This is a genomic window from Symbiopectobacterium sp., assembly GCF_047692315.1.
Taxonomy (GTDB): Bacteria; Pseudomonadota; Gammaproteobacteria; order Enterobacterales; family Enterobacteriaceae; genus Symbiopectobacterium.
Window position 1 is genome coordinate 88,734 of the sequence record NZ_JBLLJS010000028.1, and the last position, 22,170, is coordinate 110,903.

The window sequence follows — 22,170 nt, forward strand, 5'->3', positions numbered from 1 at the left end:
GCTCTGCGTGCGTGATAAATCCCTAGTGCAGGCCGCAGTTGTTCAAGAGATTTTCATACAGCCTTATCCCAGGTATACTTGTTGTATAACGCGTCATGGTGCGTCTTGATGTAGGTAGAAAATGTCTCCTCAGCCAGCAATCTGTTTATTTTTAAACAGCTGCTTTTCAGTTGATTACAGTTGTTTATATATACATCCAAAGAGTGATATTTTTTTTGCATCATCTGTTGGAGCAATGCTGGAACCTGCTCAAGCTCTGATAAGAACGTATCGTAATCGGTCAGTATTTTCTGACGCTCTCCATGACTATCCATATCTTGTTTTCGTATATTTATTGTTGTAGCGGGTTTTACCATAGCGTCCTGAGGGCACAATCAGGACGCTATGCGCTGTGAATCAAAAGCTTGTCCAATCTGATGTATTTGTCGCTGCTGCCCGAGATTGAGAGGGCAACATGGCAACGGGGGTGCGCGCTACCGTCAGCGTTGACGGCGCTGTTTCATAACCCGCGACTTTGAAGACGGAAACTTCTCTGACAAGCTGATCGGCCTGCTCTTTGAGGCTTTGTGCCGCTGCCGCAGATTCCTCCACCAGTGCAGCATTCTGCTGCGTGGTCTGATCCATTTGGCTTACGGCGATCCCCACCTGCTCGACCCCGGTAGATTGTTCTGCACTGGCAGAGCTGATTTCTGCGACAGTGTCAGTTAACTGGCGAATGGATGTGACAACCTGCTGCATTGTTTCCCCTGCTTTATTTACCAGCGAAGACCCTTGCCCGACACGCTCAACGCTTGCCGTGATCAGGGTTTTGATCTCCTTCGCTGCGTCTGCACTTCTCTGTGCAAGATTGCGAACTTCTCCTGCCACCACGGCAAATCCGCGCCCTTGTTCACCCGCACGGGCGGCTTCGACCGCGGCATTTAGCGCCAGAATGTTTGTCTGGAAAGCAATGCTATCGATAACATTGATGATGTCGGCAATGCTACGAGAGCTTTCATTGATGGACTTCATGGTCTCCACCACATCATCCACGACATTGCCGACTTGCTGTGCAACCGAGCTCGCATTTTGTGCCAACACATTTGCCTGACTAGCGTTATCTGCATTATTTTTCACTGTCATCCCCAGCTGCGTCATGGTTGATGACGTCTCTTCTAGTGCGCTCGCTTGCTCTTCTGTGCGTGATGACAGATCGGCATTGCCCTGGGCTATCTGCATGCTGGCTGTGGCTACGCTTTCGGCATTGTTTCGTACGCTGATAACCATTCGTGTCAGTGATGATTGCATCTCCTTCATCGCTTCCAGAAGCTGGCCGATCTCATCGTGGCTTTCTGCCGCGATCGAACCACTCAGATCGCCTGCGCTAATGCGTTTTGCAGAAGAGAGGGCCGTGGCTAACGGGGTTGTAACACTGCGTGTTAACCGCCAGGCGATAAGACACCCTAACAGCGTTGAAATAACCGACAGCAGCAACATCCAGTACAAGGATTTGGTAATATAATCGCTGGTGATTTGCTTCGCGCTATCCACATAGGATTCTTGTAACTCCGTAAACTCAGTGAGTTTACTAAAATAAACGCCTTGAATTTTAGCGATTTCGCCAAATACCAGCGCTGTCGCCAATTCATCTTGATCCTCCATTACATAATTCACTGCTTTATTAATATGGAGGCTATATTCTTTTCTGATGTCGATGAGTTGATTGAAAAGATCCCGGCCTTTTACCGTGTTGATCCCACTGTCCAGTTTTTTATAGATATCACTTGCTGCGCTAGTCGTGCTTACAATAATATTTTTGAGATTTTGTTTTTCCTGAGTTTTGTCCGCAGGCAGTAAGATGATATCGCGCAGTGTGCGAATGTTGGTGTTCAATATGTCTTGGATATCACGTAACATATCGACTTTAACCATTCTATCATCAGTGATTTCATCGATCTCAGTCTCAATATTCTTTATAAAATAATAACTCAGAGAGGATAATGTAAGAGTGAGTATTATTAATACGCCAAAACCCAAGAACAGCCGATTTCCAATTCTCATGTTTTTGAAAAAATTCATGCCAGTTCCAAATATTCTGTTTTTAACAATATTTTCACCTATGGCAATTTTCTCTCAGGCTACCTACGTGCTCATTCAATGAAGCAGGTAACATTCAATTTAATGACTATAGGCTCTCTGGAAAGTCGTAAATTCCCTATTATCAACGTATGCACACCAAGACACTGGCATAAAATATTTTTTGACCAAATGAAAAATAATTTTTCCATTAATGATGAATAGGGGAGTGAATCACTTCCACTGTACTGAATCAGACTAAATATTAATTTAATGTATTAAAACACATATGTGTTGAGGTTAACTCAACATTAAAACGAAGCACAATGTTTTTATAGCTTCACGCTATTATAAACACAAGATCGATCTAAAATAACGATCGTTAAACCGTTTAATTTTCCTTATTCGATCGGTTTTTTCTATCAACGAAATAAAAATGAAACGATTCATCTTGTGTGATTATCAAACTAAATTAATAGCTTAGAGTGCTAATTATTTCATTGTGTTGTTTTTGTGTGAGAGTTACCGATGAGTTCTTGGCGGTGATCATACAATGAAGAGAGGGATGGAATAACACACTTTTTTATTTTTTGTACTTTCAGGATAGTACGTCCCTCTCTCTCCGAGAAAAATATCAAGCGAAGAGAAAGGGTATCAATCCATTAGCTTAAATCAACATTATTGCTGGCGAAGAACCAGGTTAAAATAAATCCTGCGATGTAAGAGACAAAAAGGCCGGCAATATAAACTGCCATTCTGGCAAAAATACCCTGCGCCGATGTCATCAATGGGATGGAGACCAAATCAGGGAAAATGGCCCCTTTGATTTGGGTGCGTAACAGCGCGCCTTTCGGGGAGAGAACAAAAAGGGCCAGTGCTGCCTCGACTTGCCCGGCACTCGCCATGGCGAGAATGGGAAACAGGGAATTAAAGCCTTGTGCATCCATCAACGCGAAATAGACCGGCACAAAACTCTGGTGGATGCCGAAAACCACCGCAATCAGGAATAGACCTGCCAGAATGGCGCTGCCAAATGGATTGCCGTTCAAGTGCAGGAACAGCCATGACATGCCTTTAAACAGTTCGCCGCCGATGGGCATGATGACGACAAAGGTAACCGCGCCGGTAATCAGCAACGTAAGGGTTGCGGTGAGGATCATATCAAGGTTATCAGGCATTATCCGACGTACCTGCCCCTCGATCCAGGCACCCAGCATACAAGCCAGTAATACGCCGATAATATTACCGCGCGGGTCTATGGCGAGCCCAAAAAAATGCGTCATTCCTGCGTAATAGCCGACAGTCCCTTCTGGTACGTAGCGCAAGATAAACAGTGACGCAATGATTGCGCCATTGACGCCTGTTCCGCCAAAAGCCTTCTGCGTGTTAAAACCGATCAGGATGCTAAGAAAAGTAAACAAACCAATGCTAAACACTTTCATATACGCAATCAGGCTTTTTAGCCAGGCTGCTTGTGTGGCGCCTTCAACCACCAGCGTTTGCTGTAATAAGGTGGCGATCCCCAGTAATAAACCCGCTGCGATGAATCCCGGGATCAGCGGTGTGAAAATCGTGGCAAACTTTGTCAGAAAGTTGTGCACTGCACTTTTCTGCTTGGCTTTCATTTGCTGCTTGTTTTGACTCGCCAACTGACGTAAATCGGCCGGTTCTTCACCTGTGGGTGCCGACTGCGAAGGGGTAGCCAGTAGCGCATTCATCATCTCACTGGCGGTTTGCGCTTTGCCGGGGCCGAGAATAACCTGCAACTGGTCGTCACCATTCACCACACCCAAAACATCGGGTATTTTTTTCAGCGCTTCCAATTGTATTAATTGACGATCCTTCAACGTGACACGCAATCTTGTCATGCAGTTGCCACAGAGAATGATATTCTCTCTTCCACCGATGAGACGTAAAATCTCTTCGATCATCGAAACGGTTATTTTCGCCATGATTATCGTTATATCTCCTGCAATGTTTTACGGGTAAAAGCATTGTTTTTACAGAGAGCCGCGTCGGCGTCTTAGCCACTACGCCCCCCATCACAACCGCCGTTTTGCCATGTCGATTATTTTTGACGGTATGTTTTCTATTCTCAATGCTGGGATGTGTTCGCTCTCTTTATTGGTTTCTCGCCTGTTAGGCTAGCCTCACAGTCGCCGCTTCCAGTTTGGGTTCTGGCATATCGAACCGCTGGTACTGGCATTTAATGGCTCTCTGTTAGTTTTTCTGTGTTTATACGCTTTTGTTAACGCAATTAAAGGGATCATTGAGGGGGGCGAGAATTAGAGTTGGGCTGGGCGATTGCCTATGCCATTACCATCAGCATTTTTTGTTTTATGCTCGACTTCACACAGCGCCGGCTTAACAAAAAAATCAAATCAGAGCTGATTGCTCTGGATACTAAAAGCTGGCTAATGTCTGCCTGTATCAGCAGTGCCTTGTTATTTGCTTTTATACTTTCCTGGTTGATGGAAGGCACGCGCTATGAATACCTTAATGTTTATACCGATCCTTTTGCGCTGGCCGTGCTGACATTACTATTAATCCCCGTCCCGGTGAAAACCATTCTGTCAGCCGTGCGAGAGATTCTACAAATGACGCCTGATAGCCTTGACAATAAAATTGAATCTATTATGGCGCAACTGACGTTGGAACATGGCTTTCTGGATTATTCTAATTATGCGACCCGCATTGGGCGCGGCTTGTTTGTCGAGATCCAGATTGTTATTCCGGAGACTATGGCAAATAACGGTGTGCACGAATTTGATAAAATTCGCGACAAAATTGCCCATGCCATCGGGGAAGAGGGTCTCCATCGCTGGTTGACCATTACCTTCACACAAGATCCCAAGTGGCTGTAGTGTGAATGGCCTCAAATAATTGACGATTACTGTCGTCAATAAAAATTTTGCGTGGTGGTGACATTCGTCATGCTCTGCTGGACAGCACCTTGCCCTGGAATAAAGCGCAGACCTGATTCCATTTTCGGCTGTTTATCTACTTTAAGGGTGTGCTCGGCGCGTATTACAGCGCGCGAAGGGGCTTTTATGGCTGTGGCAGGAAATGACATCACGGTTGTTACGTTGACTCGGCTTGCACTGGGGTTCTCTATGGCATTAACGGGAAGGGAAAGCGTAGCTAAAATACCCGCGATGAGTGACATGGACGACACGTTTTTCATGACAGCACCTCATAGTGAACACCGTTTGTAATGTTATCGGTACCGTTAAGGAAAACTGTACCGACTCAGAGTTCGGCGCTGTGAATAGTGCAAGTATAGTGTCTGTTGCGTTGCGTTGCGTTGCGCTGAAGCCTGAGTCGTTGAGCATGCGCCGCCATGCAAAATTGTATTGATAAACACATATAAATCCTATAAAATCCGTGCGCATGGCGTGCGCCCTATTTAAGGTGAGTTTGGAAGAACGTCGTCAGTTTATCGAATGGGATGATGTTCACTCGGTCATACAGATCGGTATAATTGGCACCTGGAATGATCATCAGCTCTTTGGGTTCCGCCGCCGCCGCATAAGCCGTTTCGCTGAAGTAACGTGAGTGTGCCTTTTCACCATGAATGAACAATATCGGACGTGGCGAAATTTCTGCAATATACGTCAGGATCGGCATGTTCATGAATGACAGCGGTGTGGTCACCGTCCAGGCATTTCCCGAGTTCACAGCGCGTGGATGGTACCCGCGAGGTGTCATGTAATAATCGTGGTAGTTGACCAGAAACTGCGCCTCGCCGCCCTTTAATGTGTTGTAGGGCGGCTGATAGGCCGGGGTGCCTTTCTCTGCATCCACCCAACGCCGTTGGCTGAGTTGCTCCAGTGTTTGTGTGCGCTGTTCAAGCGTCACGCTGTCGTTGTAACCCTTCGACACAACGCGCGTTATGTCGTACATGGTGCTGGCAACCACTGCTTTGACGCGCTTATCTACCGCGACGGCATTCAGCGCCATTCCGCCCCAGCCGCAAATACCGATGATGCTGATACGCTCGCGGTCAACGTTGGGTTGCAGGCCGAGAAAATCTACCGCCGCGCTGAAGTCCTCGGTTCTGATATCCGGTGAAGCGACATTGCGCGGCTCCCCTCCGCTTTCTCCAGTGTAGGAAGGATCGAAGGCCAGTGTGATGAATCCTCGTTCTGCCATGGTTTGTGCATAAAGGCCGGAAGATTGCTCTTTCACTGCGCCAAACGGGCCGCCCACAGCAATGGCTGGCAGCTTACCGCGGGCATTTTTCGGCTGATGCAGGTCAGCAGCCAGAGTGATGTCATAGCGGTTTTTAAAACTGACCTTCTTGTGATCAACCTTGTCGCTTTTGGCAAATGTTTTGTCCCAGTCATCGCTGAGTTGTATTGGCGATTGCGCGAAGGCCTGGCCAGTGGCTACCACGCTAACGCCAAAAGCGGCGATGCTGGCACTGGTTATTTTCAGCAAGTTACGGCGTGCCACATCAGGTTCATCCTGACGCGGAAGGGGGCCGCCGGTTTCATTGTTTTTGTTCATGGTGATTTCTCCAGGTGGGTCTGATTCGGGCTGAATTGCATTTTCACGCCGTATACGGCTTTTCAATAGCAAGATCCTACGTGTTTCTTGCCTAATCCTCCGGCGCAGCAAAACGGCACATGACTTTGAGGAAATCTGCGACGTACTATTGATCTATCGAGAATTTTGGGGATAGCCATGGCGATTCAAGACGTGAATAAGCGAGATGCAGGCAGGACGCTCAGCGCAATACATGCAGGTCTGGCCGAAATGATTGGGCAATGGACACAAGGAAAGGAGGATTGTGTAACCCCGATTGCAAATCTCTTTTTTTTCCGCCGTGAGGTTCCTACGGAGCCTTGCGCTTGTACGGTTGAACCGAGCGTTTTGTTTGTTGTGCAGGGGGCAAAACAGTTGTTGGTTGGTGAACAACCGTTTGCTTACGATACCGAGCGCTTCCTGCTCAATTCATTGGATATCCCCGCCAGCTCGCAGGTGTTCAATGCCAGCCCGGAACAACCTTGCTTGGGGTTTATGCTTCGGCTGGATCTGCGAATGATGGCGGATATCATCGCGCAAAGTGGCATGCCGCCGCCGCGCGATCGCGCCAACGATGGATACACGGCACTCGGTACAGTCACCCATGCCTTGTTGGGGCCGTTTGAGCGCCTGTTGGCCCTGCTGCACGAGCCGGAGGCTATTACGATTGTTGCTCCACTGATTGAGCGAGAGATCCACTTCCGGCTGTTGACGAGCGATCTGGCTGGCCGTCTTTGGCAAATTGCATCGGTGGGGAGCCAGAGCCATCGGATAGTGAGGGCCATTGATTGGCTCAGAATTCACTATTCTCAGCCGTTTCGTATCGAGGAACTTGCGGGGCATGTGCAAATGAGCCCATCGACGCTCCATCATCACTTTCGGTTGCTGACAACCATGAGCCCCTTGCAGTACCAGAAATGGCTGCGATTAAACGAAGCAAGGCGCTTGATGCTAAACGAAAACCTCGATGCGGCAAACGCCGCTTTTAATGTTGGCTATGAAAGCCCCTCACAGTTTAGCCGTGAGTATGGCCGCCTCTTTGGCGTGTCGCCTAAACGTGACATCGACGCGTTGCGGAGCGGCGGAATGAAATAACCCGTATCGGAATGCATTTGATATCCTTTTCAGGATGGGTATCTTAGCGCGTTGATAACCAGCGACAGCGCCGGTGCCACCTGACGGCGACTGGCGTAATAGAGGTGATAGCCCGGAAACAGCGGCCACCAGGCTTCCAGCACTGGAATCAGCCGCCCGCTATCAATGTGTGGCTGCGCCAGATCCAGTGGAATGTAGGCGAAGCCCAAACCATCCAGCGCACCCTGTAGCATCAGGTACGTGTTGTTAAATACCGTCTGTCCTGCGACGCGTACCGTTAACGATTTGCCCTCCTGCTCGAAATCCCAGGCGTAAAGCTCCCCGAGTGTCGGAAGCCGCAGATTGATGCAGGTATGGGTTATCAGATCGCCGGGCATGTTGGGGCGCGTTTTTCCCTGAAGATATTCTGGCGCTCCAACCACCGCCATTTTAAAATCAGGCCCGATTCGCACGGCGATCATGTCTTTATCCACGACACTGCCTACCCGTACTCCCGCATCAAACTGCTGCGTGACGATGTCCGTCAGTCCATAGTCAACGTTGAGTTCAGCCTGTATATCCGGAAACTGCTTCAGCAACGCCTGCAAACGCGGCCAGATGGCAGAGGCGATCGCGTGGTCGTGCGCAGTTATGCGCACCGTTCCAGCTGGCTTATCACTGAGCGATCGCAGGGCGTCGAGTTCACTGTCCAGCTCGCTTAGCATGGGAGCAAGCGTGTTATAGAGGAGCAGACCGGCTTCTGTCAGTGCCACACTACGCGTGGTGCGCATCAATAGCCGGATGCCCAGCCGTTCTTCTAAAGCGGTGATAGCGTGGCTAAGCCCCGAGCGCGACATCCCCAGTTGCGCAGCGGCACGTGTGAAGTTTTTCTCCTGTGCTACCCGCTGAAAGGCGCGCAAGTCATTCAGATTCTCAATTGCCATTGTTGCATGCTTGCTAACCAGTGAGGCATGATTATTACGCCAGTAACGATCAAATTCTTCTCGTGTTAAGCGAGGATGTCTTTTTACACACATCATGAGTTTTAACATGTTACGGCTCCTTTTATTCTGGAGCTTCAAATCTTACACTCTGACAGTAATGTCAGAGTCAAGGGGGGAGTGATGCAAATTGGGAAACTGGCTGAACTGACTGGCGTGAGTATCCGCATGCTGCACTACTATGAAAATGTGGGGCTGCTTCACCCAACGCGCACTGAAACGGGCTACCGTTACTTCGCTCCTCAAGATGCTGACGTGGTGAGACGTATCGTGATGCTGAACTGGGCGGGTTTCACGCTGCCGGTCATTGCCAGCGTGCTGAACTGCGCGCGCGGAAGTCACCCCCTGTGACACGTTGAAAATGAAAATACGGGAACAGTTAGCGTTGATCGACCGTCAGGTTGAAGCACTGGGGGGAGAGCCGAGAATTGCTGAATGAATTGCTTGCTGACTAATACTGAGAAAATTTTCCTCAGAGTATGTAATTAAAGGATTAATATGAATAAGAATGATATTTATCTTGAAATGTTGCGATTGTCACTTCCCCACATTAGAAATGTCTCGACCTGGGGGATTTTGTCAAAGCTAAAGGATAAATCGGTGTCTTATGAGGCACAGCTTGTACACAATATCTATACTGTATTGTCGTCGCCGGAATTTACTACGGCGGACATTTGGTTTTTAAACCATTTGGCGCGAAGCTATTGTACGCAATGTGATGCCAATAAAAGTATGCTTTATAATGAGCAGGTTGAGAATATATCACGTTTGTTTGAGATAGTTCCTGATGAACTCACTCATTTGCTCGAATGGAAAGGGCCTAGTGAAGAAATACGGTCTTCCCAATAATAGCGATGCAACGTACAAAACATTTTTTCTGAGCTCGCGTGCCAGATAAACGGTAAGTCTCTCGCAAGTATCGTTCCGGCGTGCTTAACACGGTGGAACGCTTGCTGTCCCCTACCAATAGCGGTATCTTTTACCCGCCCCTGCAAGATCAGGTGCCGGGATTGGTCTCCCAGATATAACTCGTTGGCGACATATGACGCGTTTTGCGTCTTTTTTATGTCGCACGTTCGGCTATACCTCAATGGTGGGCCGGGCGGGGGCATCGCAAGATGCGCCGGTTGCCAACGAGGCCGGTAAGACCAACTCCGTCCGGTTCCACCACTATAAGATTGGTCTCTTGGGTGGTGGAGTATGCATTCTCGTTGGAGGCTTATTTTATGGCTACTATCCCTACCCAAACCCACCCGTTACTCAGCGTTCCTTTTAGCACCGCCATGGATTTCACCGAACTGGCCGCTCACTGTGGGCGTTTTGCTGAAACCCTTATTGAAAGCGAAGAACCGGCGTTAAAGTTGGCGCTTTGTGAAAGGCTGGTCGCTTGCCTTTCGTTGTTGCGCACCACGCTGAATGAACCCGTTCCGCCGCATCTGGTTGAAAGCCTCACCGTCGATACACTTCCTGCCACGGAGTCTTATTTTGAGCCCGGTTCCGACCTGCTCTGCGATTACTGTCTGGCTTTGGGGCAACTGCTGACGGAGCGTCCGTTATCACTTGAAACAGAGCGGGTGCTAACCGGGTTGCTGACTGAGTTGGTCTGGTGCTTTTCCGCAGGGATCAAAGCACCGCGCTGGGTGCGTACCGAGAATGGTGTTAAGCGTATTGATGTAAATTAATTGCCGATGCAGAAAAGCAAAAACCCAGCCATAGGCTGGGTTTTCTGAATGAGTGGTGCCCGGACTCGGAATCGAACCAAGGACACGGGGATTTTCAATCCCCTGCTCTACCGACTGAGCTATCCGGGCAACGGGGCGCATTAAACCGTATTGGTTCAGTGTCGTCAATGAGTTTCTGTCACATTCCCGTATGAATGCTGTGAATTCGAGCAGTGACGTGCGTTTTTACAGCAAAAGTGATTTTTCTGGTCTCTGGTGATCTGCCAGGCAAACGTTTTCTTATTAGGCGCAATCGGTGTGGGCGTATTGTGTTTGCTGAAAAACCGTGCCACTATGTCACCGTTTTTTACTTCCCATTCACGAGCGGTTAAAGAGGGCGTCACTATGTCGGATTCATTGCGCAAGGTGCAGGCTGTACGCGCCGGGCTGTCGATGATGCCTGCCTGTGTGCTCGGTTTACGCTTGTCTGCATTCTCTCGATTATCTTCCTTCACCATGCGGTGAGGCGTTCAGACGCTCACTGTTAGGCATGAGTAAGAACAGCGCATCGCTCTGATTTTACTGATGTCTATCGGACAGGGCTGGATCCAGTTTCTCCTTACGTGTTAAGCCGTATAGGCAAAAAGCGGTATTTGTCAGTCGCACAGTCTGGTCTTGCCATAAGATTAATGTATATCTGTTTTAGTATGCGAATATAGCCATCTAGGCCTGACAGTGATGACGCTTTACACGGTGCCTTTGCGCCACTACTCATCCTTAAGCGTTTGGGTTTGGTTACATGAAACAGTTAAAAATTGCAGCGAATGCGACGGTTGCAGGCCGTCTTCACACCCAGCGAGAAATTGTCTCCCTGAGTCAAACTGACTTTACTGATGTGGCAGCAGTTGTCGTTTCTCTTGAAGAGGCGCGATGTGGGGTGCTGTCGCTGTTGCAACATACCGGTTTTGGCATTCCGGCGTTTGTGGTGAATGAGCCTTGGTATGCACCAGAGGAAGCGTTGCCACCGGGCAGCAACTGGCTGCGCGTTGATGGCGCGGGCGAGCATGCACCGCTGTTGGAGAAGGCTGCTGCGGATTATCAGGAGGGGCTATTGCCGCCGTTTTTCGATACGCTATCCAAGTATGTCGGTATGCGTAATTCCACATTCGCGTGTCCGGGGCATCAGGGTGGTCAGTTTTTTCGCAAACACCCCACCGGGCGCCAATTCTTTGAGTTCTATGGTGAAACGCTATTTCGTTCAGATATCTGCAATGCGGATGTGAAACTGGGGGATCTGCTGATTCACGAAGGGGCGGCGAAAAAGGCGCAGAAGTTTGCTGCCAAAGTGTTTAATGCCGACAAAACCTATTTTGTACTCAACGGCACCTCGTCAGCCAATAAGGTGGTGACCAACGCGTTGCTGACGCCGGGTGATCTGGTGCTGTTTGATCGCAACAACCATAAATCCAACCACCACGGCGCGCTGATTCAGGCGGGCGCAACGCCAATTTACCTCGAGACGGCACGAAATCCGTTCGGCTTTATTGGCGGGGTGGATGCGCACTGTTTTGATGAATCTTACCTGCGCGGCTTGATTCGGGAAGAGGCCCCGCACCGAGCAGATGCACCGCGTCCGTTCCGTCTGGCGGTGATCCAGCTAGGCACTTACGATGGCACCATTTACAACGCGCGTCAGGTAGTGGATAGCATCGGCCATTTGTGCGATTATATCCTGTTTGACTCTGCCTGGGTGGGCTATGAGCAGTTTATCCCGATGATGGAGCAGTGCTCACCGCTGTTGTTGGAGCTCAATGAGAACGATCCGGGCATCTTTGTTACCCAATCGGTTCATAAGCAGCAGGCGGGCTTTTCGCAAACCTCGCAGATCCATAAAAAAGATACCCACATCAAAGGGCAAAAGCGGTTTTGCAACCATAAGCGCTTCAACCACGCCTTTATGCTGCATGCCTCGACCAGCCCTTTTTATCCGCTGTTTGCCGCGCTGGACGTTAATGCAAAAATGCACGAAGGCACCAGTGGTCGTCGCCTGTGGCTCGAATGCGTCAAGCAGGGTATCGAAACCCGTAAGCAACTGCTGGCCCGTTGTTCGTTGATCAAACCTTTTGTTCCGGATCTGATCGATGGCGTGCCTTGGCAGGATCACGCCACGGACGACATTGCGCAGGATGTGCGCTTCTTTAATTTCGAGCCGGGAGCTGCGTGGCATGCATTTGAGGGGTATGCGCAAGGTCAGTATGTTATCGATCCGTGCAAACTGCTGCTGACCACGCCAGGTATTGATGCTAGCAGCGGTGAATATACCGATTTTGGCATTCCGGCCACCATTCTGGCCAATTACCTGCGTGAGCATGGCATCATTCCTGAGAAAAGCGATCTTAACTCGATCCTGTTTCTGCTGACGCCTGCAGAAGATAGCGCCAAACTGTCACATCTGGTGGAGGCTCTGGTGCGTTTTGAAGCGTTGATTGCACGCGATGCGCTGTTAAGCGAAGTGCTGCCGAATCTCTATCACAAATATGAGCAGCGCTATTCTGGCTATACGCTGCGCCAATTGTGTCAGGAAATGCATAACTTCTATGTAAGCCATAACGTGCAGTATCTGCAAAAAGCCATGTTCCGCAAAGCGACGTTGCCGCGTGCCGTGATGCTGCCGCAGGCGGCAAACAATGCTTTTGTGCGTGGGGAGGTGGATTTGATCCCACTGGCCGAGGCTGAAGGTCGTGTAGCGGCAGAAGGTGCGCTTCCTTACCCGCCGGGGGTACTGTGCGTGGTACCTGGAGACATTTGGGGAGGGGCCGTGCTGCGTTACTTCCTGGCGTTTGAAGAAGGCATTAACCGGATGCCGGGCTTCTCACCGGAGTTGCAAGGCGTCTACAGCGTCGAGCAGGAAGATGGTAGCAAGCGCCTGTGCGCACATGTGATTCAGGAATAGTTATTTATTAACCGTATTAGCGGCGCGAGGGTTTACTCCTCGCGCCGTTTTCTTTTTATTCGGTTGCAGAAGCGGGTGCTGTAGCGATTTCGCCATTAGCCGCAGTGCGACGCTTTTTCAGTCCGTACCATCCCACAATCAGCAAGATAGCCAGCACCGGTGTGGATGCAATGGTCCAGGTGCCGTTCGGGTAGTCAAAAGCCATTAGCACCACCACTCCCAGCAAGAACAGTAGCGTAAGCCACGAGGTAAAAGGTGCGCCGGGCATTTTAAATGAAACTGGCTCGGCCTTACCTTCTTTGATGGCTTGGCGCAGCTTCATCTGACACACAATAATGAATGCCCAGGAACAGATGATGCCGATAGAGGCCATGTTCAGCACGATTTCAAATACCTGTGACGGCACAATATAGTTGAGGAATACCCCGACGATATGGATCGCAACTGTCACCATGATGCCGGTATAGGGAATGGATTGCGCACTCATTTTAGACAGAAAATGTGGTGCAGATCCCCCCCCTGTGACAGTGAGCGCAGGATGCGACCGGTCGAGTAGAGGCCGGAGTTCAGGCTGGATAACGCTGCCGTGAGCACCACCACGTTCATTACATCACCCATGTAGGGTACGCCCAGCTTGCTAAAGAAGGTGACAAACTGGCTTTGCCCGGCCTGATAGGCGTTCCACGGCAGCAGACACACCAGCAGCACGATGGAGCCCACGTAAAACAGTGCAATACGCCAGATAACGCTGTTGACGGCTTTAGGCAGAATGCGCCGGGCATCTTTGGCCTCACCTGCGGCAGTGCCGATGATTTCGATACCGGCGGAGGCGAAAATCACGCCCTGAACCAGAACCAATGCGGGCAATAGCCCGTGGGGGAACAAGCCGCCGTTATCACTGATCAGATGAAATCCGGTTGGGTTGCCCGCGACAGGATGTCCGCTTGCCAGGAATACCGTTCCGACAATCAGGAACAGTGAAATGGCCGCCACCTTGATCAACGCAAACCAGAATTCCATCTCGGCGAACCATTTCACGCCAATCAGGTTCATGGTGGTAACAATGGAGAGTGCGCCCAAAGCCAGCACCCACTGTGGCACATTGGCAAATGTTCCCCAGTAGTGCATGTAAAGCGTAACAGCCGTGATATCAACGATGCCGGTCATCGCCTAGTTAAGAAAATACATCCAGCCGGCCAGATACGAGCCTTTCTCGCCGAGAAATTCTCGCGCATAAGAGACAAAACTGCCGCTGGAAGGGCGATGAACGATCAATTCACCGAGCGCGCGCAAGATAAAGAAAGAAAAGAGAAGATACCGCAGGTCAGATACACCAGCGCCAGTGAAGGACCAGCCAACTGCAAGCGTGCTCCTGCGCCTAAAAACAGCCCGGTGCCGATGGAGCCGCCAATGGCGATCATCTATACATGGCGCTTGCTAATGCTTTTTTGATAACCCTTTTCGTGGGAGTCGAGCCAGCGTTTTTGGCTGGTTTGGTGCTCCGCGTTTGCCTTGTTGTTCTGTGTCATGCTCTGTCTGTTTTCCTGCTGGTCTTTCATGCCTGATGGCGTTTGGTCTGACGTTGCGGTCATGCAGGTGCGCTGTTTACTGCTCCTCTCCCCGCAGTCATAACCCTTTGTTATGTTTGTTTCGGGCAGCGATGCTACCTTTTCTCGCCTGCGCTGGCAAAAAAACGTAAGTGGCGGACTTGCGCGTGAAAGCATGGCATGCGGAAAGGTAATGTGGGAACCGGACGAAAGTCTGAAAGGCGTTATCTGAAAAAAATCAGCCTCTGGCACATCCTTGCTCCAGAGGTGAGTGTGGTATTCCGATTAACGGCGATAATTTTTCTGCGCCGAGTTGACCTTGTAGAGATAGCGCCGCGATTCGGATGAAGGGTGCTTGGTTGTCAACGTATCGTAGACTTCGCCCGGCGACATCTGGTTGATGAGGTTGACCGCCCTGTCCTTGTCGCTGGAGAACACGCGCAGCACGCTGCCTGCACCCCCGTTGTACGCGGTAATGACCGCATAACGGCGTGATGTAGGGTTCTCAATGCCACCGAGGTAGGTGTTTTTCAGAGTCGCCAAATAGGCCACGCCGGTATCAATGTTGTTTTCAGGATCGAACAGATAGCTGCTGCTAGGCTGCCCCCATTTCCCCTTGCTCTTGAATACGTCGCGTCCGGCGCTGTGCTGCACCACCTGCATCAGCCCCAATGCGTCAGAACGGCTCACTGCGTAAGGGTTGAAGCTGGATTCGGTTTGCATGATTGCCAGAATCAGCGATTCTTCAATGCCATAGCGCTCTGAGGCCTGACGAATCAGCGGCAGGTATTTATGCGCACGTTTGTCCAAGTGGTTTGGCACCAGTTGGAAGGTGACGGACCAGATCACATGCAGCCCGTAAGTACGTTTCTGCAAGCGGTTTTGCAGCAGGTAATCTGCAAAGCTGGCGGCGCGTCCTTCCCAGCGAATCGGTTGCCCGGTGTTATCCAACACCTGACCGTACAGCATAGGCTCACGGCTGATTTGAATGTCATTGGCGTCAGAATAGAGGTCAGTGTTGCTGGCGTTGTCGCCCATCAACAATGTGGTGATGATCGCCTGGCGCAAACTCGGGACGTAATTGGTCGCCGAAATGGTTTCGATGGTAATCGTACCGGCATCAAAGTTGATGTGACTACGGGTTTGATATTGATCGGTGTATTTAACGTAGTCTTTTGGGCCGGCAATCAGTACTTCGTTCAGGCCCCAGATATTCTCGATGTTGTTGGCGAACTGCCCCATCAGAATGTCAAAGGCGTTGGTATCCTTGATGAACTCTTCATTATTGAGATCGCCGCGCTTGCCGGAACAGGAGATCAGCAAGGGCGCAACGAGCAACAACGCTAGCAATTTCTTCATAAATGATTCGTTATAAGTATCTTGTTATCAACGGTTCATTAGCAACGCCGTGTCAGTTAAAGAGACAAAAGGGCCGTATAGCCCTGATATCATGCGCTGGGTGGGGTGTAGCCTTCAATGTGTACATCTTTGCCCTCAAACAGGAATTTAATCATCTCCTGTTCGAGTAGTTTGCGGTGCTCCACGTTCATCATGTTGAGCTTTTTCTCGTTAATCAGCATGGTCTGCTTGGTCTGCCATTGCGCCCACGCTTCTTTCGAAATTTCCTGATAGATGCGTTTGCCCAGATCTCCCGGATAAAGCTGAAAATCTTGCCCTTCGGCTTCACGTTGTAAAAAAGTACAAAAAATGGTTCTGCTCATGCTGATTCCTCTTGGATAACGCGGGATGGTCAGATCAAACTGCCGCCGGAGTGCTGCGTTAACGTTCGTAATAGTCGTTCCACAGGTGCAGCCAGCCCGACGGCGGGCGGTTGCGCTAAGTTATACCAGAGACCGGTTTTTTCCTCCATGCAAGCATCGTGCAAAGCGTGGGGAACGTCAGTAGGTAATGCGAGCCAGAGCGGAACAATATCCAGATGGAAATGGCTAAAGGTGTGGCGAAACGACACCAATTGCTGCACGTCTGTGATTTTCAGACCGTGTTGTCGTAGCCAAGGTTCCACATCATCATGGGCGCTGAACTGCGGAAAGCAAAACAATCCACCCCACAGCCCGGTCGCTGGCCGCTGTTGTAGCCATACTTCGTCGCCTCGTTGCAGTAGTAGAAACCAGGCGCTTTTTTCCGGTAACGTCTGCTTCGGTTTTTTGCCAGGATAGTTGGCCCAACTGTGGCTGGCGTAAGAAATGCAAACTTTGCTTATCGGGCAAAGTTTGCATTTTGGTCGGCTGCGGGTGCAAACCATTGCGCCTAAATCCATCATGGCCTGATTGAACTGGCTAACCCCTTGAGCGGGTGTCACTTGCTCGCTCAGAGACCAGAGTTGATGCTCAACCTCTTTTTTGCCCGGCCAGCCAGCCACGGCATAGCAGCGTGCCAGCACGCGTTTGACGTTGCCATCAAGAATCGGGTGATGCTGGCCGAGAGAAAGGGACAACACTGCGCCTGCGGTAGAACGCCCAACGCCCGGCAGTGCACAGACGGCTTCAAAAGTGGTCGGAAACTCGCCGCCATGCTGATCCACGATGGTCTGCGCGGCTTTATGCAGGTTGCGCGCACGCGCGTAATAACCAAGCCCGGCCCACAAGTGCAGCACCTCATCCAACGGGGCTGCCGCAAGGGCGCGCACATCGGGAAAGTGTGCGATAAAACGTTGAAAATAGGGAATAACCGTGGCGACCTGCGTCTGTTGTAACATGATTTCGGAGAGCCACACGGTATAAGGCGTTTTCTCTTGCTGCCACGGCAGTGTCTTGCGGCCATAGCGCTCATACCATGCCAACACCTGCTGCGCGAACGGCTGCGCTTGCATCATAAAAAAGCCACTCTCTTGCCGGGTGAAAAGTCTGACAGCGATTCCAGCACAGAGTGAATGTGCTGTAAACCGGAACTTTCCGAGGCATCCCCCTTGCCAAACCGCGGTATCCTTGCATAATGCGCCTTTCTTTGGGCGAATTTGAACAGGCCATCGGCACACATTTTCTATGATCAATAACGTCATTTCACCGGAATTTGATGAGAATGGGCGTCCGCTGCGCCGTATTCGCAGTTTTGTACGCCGTCAGGGGCGTTTAACGAACGGACAACAACAGGCGTTGGATAACTACTGGCCCGTAATGGGGGTTGAGTATCAGACGCAAGCGCTCGATTTTTCTGCGCTTTTCGGTCGCGAAGCGCCGACTGTGCTGGAGATCGGGTTTGGCATGGGCGCGTCGCTGGTCACCATGGCAGAGCAACACCCTGAGCAAAACTTTTTAGGGATAGAGGTTCATCTTCCCGGCGTCGGTGCTTGCCTGGCGGCGGCGCAGGAAGCCAATCTGAGCAATCTGCGCGTGATGTGTCATGACGCGGTAGAAGTGCTGGAGCAGATGATTCCAGAAAGTTCTCTGGCCATGGTACAGCTCTTTTTCCCTGACCCTTGGCACAAAGCACGCCATAATAAACGTCGTATTGTGCAGATTCCTTTCGCGGAATTGGTGCTGCGCAAGTTGGCGATGGGGGGCGTGTTTCATATGGCGACAGACTGGGAGCCGTATGCTGAACATATGCTGGAAGTTATGCGTGACGTGGCGGGATACCGTAATCTTTCCGCTACGCAGGACTATGTTCCTCGCCCATCATCTCGCCCGTTAACCAAGTTTGAAGCGCGCGGCCAGCGGTTAGGCCACGGTGTGTGGGATCTTATGTTTGAGAGGATAAAGTAATGGCAAAACATCGCAGTCGTCGTTTGCGCAAAAAGTTACATATTGATGAGTTTCAGGAACTGGGCTTTTCGGTAAGCTGGCGTTTCGCTGAGGGCACCTCGGTGGAAACTATCGATGCTACTCTGGACAAGTTTGTTGACGATGTGATTGACCCTGCGGGGCTGGCATTTGAAGGCAGCGGTTATTTGCAATGGGAAGGGCTGATCTGCTTGCAGAAGACGGGCCACTGCACCGATGCGCACCGCGAGCAAGTGGCTGCCTGGCTGAAGGCGCAACAGTTGCAAGAGGTTAAAGTCAGCGAACTTTTCGATATCTGGTGGGATCTGCCGGAAAATTTGCTCTCCTGATTCTGCTTTTATAGGAAGACGACATGTTGCGATCGGTAATGCTATCTCTGCTGGCTTTGTTGTCCTGGCAGGCACAGGCGGCGTATCAATGTGGAGTGAATCCGCAAGATGATATCTTCATTACACCGCAACAGGTGCAGGTGGTCGGCGCGAGTGGGAATCTGCTGATTTCGCCGCAGGGCGATGTTACGCGCAACCAGACGGCGTTAACGCTCACTGCGGCACAGCGTCAGCAGGCAAAGGCCTATCAGGCTGATTTACGCCAGCAACTGCCGTGGATTGAGCAGGGGGCGCAAGCGCATCTGGAAAAAGCGCGCGTGGCGTTGGATAACGTGATCGCTCAGGAGCTGGGAAGTGACAGCAATGTACGTAACCGGTTGACCACGCTTGATACCCAATTCAAGCAGCAGATGGCGCGCATTCTTGAGCCGCGTAGCGATGGTATCGCGTTCCACCACCAGGCTGTTAAACAAGTGGAACAAGATGGTCGCCAGTTGGTGCAGCAGGCACTGGGCGGTGTGTTGCAAGATAGCCTGAACGAGATGGGCGTAAAGCAACTTTCCAGCGGAGGAAATCCGTTGCAGGCCATGATGGGTAACCTCGGCAACCTGCAAAAAGCGATTCAAACCGAGTGGAATAACCAGGAACTCACGTTTCAGCGCTTTGGCAAGGATGTGTGCCAGCGGGTAATTTCACTGGAAAACCAGCGTAAGCAGTTGCTCAAAGCCCTGCCGTAATCGTACCCACAAAGCCACTCTGGTGAAGACGTGTGTTTCGCCAGAGTGGCTTTTTTATACTCCCGTTTCATCCCCTGCGCTTGGTAGTGCGGATAGCCGATTTGTGAAAGCTAGTTATGGTTATATATATCATGCTTTTACACGATTCTATTTTTCTCATGTCTCTGTAAAAATAAAGAAGAAAGAATGTGAAGTTGTAAGTGGATTACCTTTAAAGGGTAGACACTCGTTTTTACTGCTTCTCACTTTTGCATATGCAATACGAAGTGTGATGGATATATATTATTTAATAAAGGAGTTAACATGACCTTCGCCGAACTATTGCAGGCAATTTCTGCCGATATGCATGTAGATCTTAATAAAGCTGTTGATAGCGGAGGCTGTGCTATTCGCTTTGAGAATGATGTCGAGCTTAATTTTTAGCATCATAATGATGAGGTCTATCTTTTTTCACCTGTAATGCGAACGGCAGATATTCTCTCTGACGATTTTTTTGCATCGTTGTTGGAAATTCACTTATTTGGCGTGACAACAGAGCGTTGTTGGTTTGGTTTTGATGCAAGCGGTAACCAGGTCATTCTTTTTCATATGCTCACGTTGGAAAATATGGATGCAGAAACCGCGATAAAACGTATCGAGACACTCATTACACAAGTTCAGTACTGGCAAGAACACCTGCCCAAGATTGCTAATCGTACTTCGCTTCATTCAATTGCGCAAACAAATACAAGCAGAAATAGGTATCAACGTTCAAGATGAATATTTCTGATGGAGTAAAACTTGCTGCCCGTACGCTGACGTATAAAGCAATGGACAGCAGTAAAGTCATCAATACGCTGGTTAGCCGTATCACTTTTGGTTCGGTCACGCGTGACACATTGGCGAAAAATATCCTGTCCGGTACCGTTAACCTCGCTCAGCAATACGAGTGCGATCAAAAATTGCTGGGGGAGCGAAGCGCTGAAATTGTTAGCTTGGCCAGAAGCGTACTATTTGATAATACGATGGTGCAGGCCCTTTGGTATCTTTGCTAATGGAATACAACGGTAATAATCAGTGCTCCACCTTTCTGGCGAGTAAAATTGCCGGGCGTTTCCTGCCAGATATGTTACAAGACCATGCTATGGAGCGCATTTTGTGCGTCTGGTCAAAGCAGGAATCGGGTTCAAAGGTTATGAAGTTGGCAATAGAAAATGCACTCACCGGGGTTTATGGCGGAAAGATGATCGCGGCGACATTTATGTCGGTATTAAAACGCACAATCCTGGATAAAGCAGAGTATCAAAGTAATACGGCGTTGCACCGTATTGCGGCAAAAGAGTTACAGCGGCACTACACGCAAAGCAAAGAAATCGTTCCTGAAATTTCACTGTGCTCAGTGATATCATCCGTTACTGCAGAAACATACAGCCATGTTTCATCCATGAGTTTGCAATCAGAAGTTATGCGGAATGTTTTGCAATTGCCAGCCAAAATAAAAGAAGTATTTAATGAATTCAGCATATGGCTGCCAAATGGGGCTGCCAATGGAGATAAAAAAACAGTCTCCGATCTTGTTGAGCTTGCCATTCTCGCTCATAAAACACAACAGCCTGAACAGGTTGATGAGATGTTCAAGATGATTGCTGAGCTGCCACAAGATGTTCGTAGCGAATTCCAAAATAAATATGAACAACTAAAACCTTTATTAGAAAAGATGCCATTGTCTACGATTGCAATTGGCCAAAACTGGCTCAATGAGCTTGAATCCGCGTCGTTCGAACATCATGGTAAAAATGCTGTTTCACCCGAGCTGACTGATTTTATGAAAAACAGTTTCTCTTTGCCGGTGAAACACCCCGAGGAGGCGGGCGCTCATTTTACTGACGGTGCATTTATTAATGAACTGAGACAGGGAATGGTACTTGATGTTGATAATAGCCATAAAAGCTATGGTCAACGAGCCGCTGATATGGGGGGAAATCTGTTTTCCATCCTCAAAGGAATGTTTTCGTTACCAGAGGACCTGCCGGAAGCGCAAAAGCGTCAAATCGGGCAGCTTTCTGAAATGGTTAACCACCATCCAATGAGTCTGTTAGCGCTGACGCACCATATCGCGCCTAAAAATGTTCTCAATAAAGTGGGCGATAAGATACTCAATGGACTAAATCGCCAGTCTGGTGATCTGATTTTTATCGATAATATGTGGATGAAAGTGGGGCCATCTCAGACAAATGTTACTGTGAGCAAGGGCAACGGTGTTGATGTCGCGACCAAGATAATCTGGCCGGTGGAGCAATTGGGCAAGTCACGTGATGCCATGCTGTCCTTGCTGGGAGGCTCGAGCACCGTTTCTACCACGGTTAACAGTCATCTGATGTTCAATGAGCACGGCTTGAAAAACAAGAGTGTGACCATTTCAGATATCAATGTCGATCTGGCAGAAAAATTAACCTTTAGTCAGCCTCGTGAGGAATATAACTCTAGCGCGCCGAAATGGCTAAATCTTGAACCACAACGCGGTTCATTGTTCCCACTGCTTGGTGGGGCTTCAAGCTGCTAAGTGA

General features: G+C 49.8%; 20 protein-coding genes, 1 tRNA gene and 4 pseudogenes. 13 read left to right on the forward strand and 12 right to left on the reverse strand.

Going from position 1 to position 22,170, the window contains the following annotated elements; all coding sequences use genetic code 11:
* Positions 1-53 precede the first annotated feature (53 nt).
* From ACMZI0_RS17165 to murP, 3 genes are all read right to left on the reverse strand, one after another.
* Complete coding sequence (locus ACMZI0_RS17165) at positions 54-356, reverse strand: hypothetical protein (protein WP_415673855.1); 303 nt, start codon at positions 354-356, stop codon at positions 54-56.
* 40 nt (positions 357-396) lie between these two features.
* A complete protein-coding gene (locus ACMZI0_RS17170) occupies positions 397-2,058 on the reverse strand; it encodes a methyl-accepting chemotaxis protein (RefSeq protein WP_415673856.1) in 1,662 nt (553 codons plus the stop codon).
* Between the two features lie 659 nt (positions 2,059-2,717).
* Positions 2,718-4,007: a PTS N-acetylmuramic acid transporter subunit IIBC gene (gene murP / locus ACMZI0_RS17175; protein WP_415673857.1), complete on the reverse strand. Its 1,290-nt coding sequence runs from the start codon at positions 4,005-4,007 to the stop codon at positions 2,718-2,720.
* A 106-nt stretch (positions 4,008-4,113) separates the two neighbouring features.
* On the opposite strand from murP, the pseudogene ACMZI0_RS17180 reads away from it, so the two are divergent.
* A pseudogene (locus ACMZI0_RS17180) lies at positions 4,114-4,919 on the forward strand (cation diffusion facilitator family transporter); the annotation flags it as partial.
* A 35-nt stretch (positions 4,920-4,954) separates the two neighbouring features.
* Here the strand turns inward: ACMZI0_RS17180 and ACMZI0_RS17185 are convergent.
* Positions 4,955-5,239: a hypothetical protein gene (locus tag ACMZI0_RS17185; protein WP_415673858.1), complete on the reverse strand. Its 285-nt coding sequence runs from the start codon at positions 5,237-5,239 to the stop codon at positions 4,955-4,957.
* A 218-nt stretch (positions 5,240-5,457) separates the two neighbouring features.
* A complete protein-coding gene (locus ACMZI0_RS17190) occupies positions 5,458-6,564 on the reverse strand; it encodes an alpha/beta hydrolase (RefSeq protein WP_415673859.1) in 1,107 nt (368 codons plus the stop codon).
* A 249-nt stretch (positions 6,565-6,813) separates the two neighbouring features.
* Between ACMZI0_RS17190 and ACMZI0_RS17195 the strand changes: the two genes are divergently transcribed.
* Positions 6,814-7,677, forward strand: coding sequence for an AraC family transcriptional regulator (locus ACMZI0_RS17195; protein WP_415673984.1), 864 nt, complete (start codon positions 6,814-6,816; stop codon positions 7,675-7,677).
* A 29-nt stretch (positions 7,678-7,706) separates the two neighbouring features.
* Here ACMZI0_RS17195 and ACMZI0_RS17200 read toward each other — a convergent pair whose 3' ends face one another.
* Positions 7,707-8,708, reverse strand: a complete 1,002-nt coding sequence (locus tag ACMZI0_RS17200) for a LysR substrate-binding domain-containing protein (RefSeq protein WP_415673860.1) — start codon at positions 8,706-8,708, stop codon at positions 7,707-7,709.
* Positions 8,709-8,780: 72 nt separating this feature from the next.
* On the opposite strand from ACMZI0_RS17200, the gene ACMZI0_RS17205 reads away from it, so the two are divergent.
* The 4 genes and pseudogenes from ACMZI0_RS17205 (at position 8,781) to ACMZI0_RS17220 (ending at position 10,339) form a co-directional block, all read left to right on the forward strand.
* Positions 8,781-9,008 (forward strand): MerR family transcriptional regulator, encoded by a 228-nt coding sequence (locus ACMZI0_RS17205; RefSeq protein WP_415673861.1) that lies wholly within the window; start codon positions 8,781-8,783, stop codon positions 9,006-9,008.
* Between the two features lie 147 nt (positions 9,009-9,155).
* On the forward strand, positions 9,156-9,506 hold the full coding sequence (locus tag ACMZI0_RS17210; RefSeq protein ID WP_415673862.1) for a hypothetical protein: 351 nt from the start codon (positions 9,156-9,158) through the stop codon (positions 9,504-9,506).
* Between the two features lie 145 nt (positions 9,507-9,651).
* Positions 9,652-9,933, forward strand: a pseudogene (locus ACMZI0_RS17215) (hypothetical protein); the annotation flags it as partial.
* Positions 9,884-10,339, forward strand: a complete 456-nt coding sequence (locus ACMZI0_RS17220) for a hypothetical protein (protein ID WP_415673863.1) — start codon at positions 9,884-9,886, stop codon at positions 10,337-10,339. The pseudogene ACMZI0_RS17215 and the gene ACMZI0_RS17220, both read left to right, overlap by 50 nt.
* Before the next feature lie 53 nt (positions 10,340-10,392).
* Here ACMZI0_RS17220 and ACMZI0_RS17225 read toward each other — a convergent pair.
* Positions 10,393-10,468 (reverse strand) — tRNA-Phe (locus ACMZI0_RS17225).
* Positions 10,469-10,503: 35 nt separating this feature from the next.
* Positions 10,504-10,836 (reverse strand): hypothetical protein, encoded by a 333-nt coding sequence (locus tag ACMZI0_RS17230; RefSeq protein WP_415673864.1) that lies wholly within the window; start codon positions 10,834-10,836, stop codon positions 10,504-10,506.
* Positions 10,837-11,117: 281 nt separating this feature from the next.
* Here ACMZI0_RS17230 and ACMZI0_RS17235 point away from each other — a divergent pair, with 281 nt between their 5' ends.
* The gene (locus ACMZI0_RS17235) at positions 11,118-13,271 is read left to right on the forward strand and encodes an ornithine decarboxylase (protein WP_415673865.1); all 2,154 of its coding nucleotides are present in this window, start codon (positions 11,118-11,120) and stop codon (positions 13,269-13,271) included.
* Positions 13,272-13,326: 55 nt separating this feature from the next.
* On the opposite strand, the pseudogene ansP reads toward ACMZI0_RS17235, so the two are convergent.
* From ansP to mutY, 4 genes and pseudogenes are all read right to left on the reverse strand, one after another.
* Positions 13,327-14,800, reverse strand: a pseudogene (gene ansP, locus ACMZI0_RS17240) (L-asparagine permease).
* A 303-nt stretch (positions 14,801-15,103) separates the two neighbouring features.
* Positions 15,104-16,177 carry a membrane-bound lytic murein transglycosylase MltC gene (gene mltC / locus ACMZI0_RS17245; RefSeq protein WP_415673866.1) on the reverse strand — a complete coding sequence of 358 codons (1,074 nt, stop codon included), beginning with the start codon at positions 16,175-16,177 and terminating at the stop codon, positions 15,104-15,106.
* An 89-nt stretch (positions 16,178-16,266) separates the two neighbouring features.
* Entirely contained in the window at positions 16,267-16,539 is a 273-nt protein-coding gene (locus ACMZI0_RS17250) for an oxidative damage protection protein (RefSeq protein WP_415673867.1), read from the reverse strand.
* Positions 16,540-16,568: 29 nt separating this feature from the next.
* A complete protein-coding gene (gene mutY, locus ACMZI0_RS17255) occupies positions 16,569-17,651 on the reverse strand; it encodes an A/G-specific adenine glycosylase (RefSeq protein WP_415673868.1) in 1,083 nt (360 codons plus the stop codon).
* A 169-nt stretch (positions 17,652-17,820) separates the two neighbouring features.
* On the opposite strand from mutY, the gene trmB reads away from it, so the two are divergent.
* The 6 genes and pseudogenes from trmB (at position 17,821) to ACMZI0_RS17285 (ending at position 22,166) form a co-directional block, all read left to right on the forward strand.
* Positions 17,821-18,540, forward strand: a complete 720-nt coding sequence (trmB, locus tag ACMZI0_RS17260; protein WP_415673869.1) for a tRNA (guanosine(46)-N7)-methyltransferase TrmB — start codon at positions 17,821-17,823, stop codon at positions 18,538-18,540.
* A complete protein-coding gene (locus tag ACMZI0_RS17265; protein WP_415673870.1) occupies positions 18,540-18,887 on the forward strand; it encodes a YggL family protein in 348 nt (115 codons plus the stop codon). Before trmB ends, ACMZI0_RS17265 begins: the two co-directional genes overlap by 1 nt.
* A 23-nt stretch (positions 18,888-18,910) precedes the next feature.
* Positions 18,911-19,624 (forward strand): DUF2884 domain-containing protein, encoded by a 714-nt coding sequence (locus ACMZI0_RS17270; RefSeq protein ID WP_415673871.1) that lies wholly within the window; start codon positions 18,911-18,913, stop codon positions 19,622-19,624.
* 435 nt (positions 19,625-20,059) lie between these two features.
* Positions 20,060-20,383 (forward strand): annotated as a pseudogene (locus ACMZI0_RS17275) (type III secretion system chaperone); the annotation flags it as partial.
* Positions 20,380-20,658 carry a hypothetical protein gene (locus tag ACMZI0_RS17280; RefSeq protein WP_415673872.1) on the forward strand — a complete coding sequence of 93 codons (279 nt, stop codon included), beginning with the start codon at positions 20,380-20,382 and terminating at the stop codon, positions 20,656-20,658. The pseudogene ACMZI0_RS17275 and the gene ACMZI0_RS17280, both read left to right, overlap by 4 nt.
* Entirely contained in the window at positions 20,658-22,166 is a 1,509-nt protein-coding gene (locus ACMZI0_RS17285) for a hypothetical protein (protein ID WP_415673873.1), read from the forward strand. Before ACMZI0_RS17280 ends, ACMZI0_RS17285 begins: the two co-directional genes overlap by 1 nt.
* Positions 22,167-22,170: the final 4 nt, after the last annotated feature.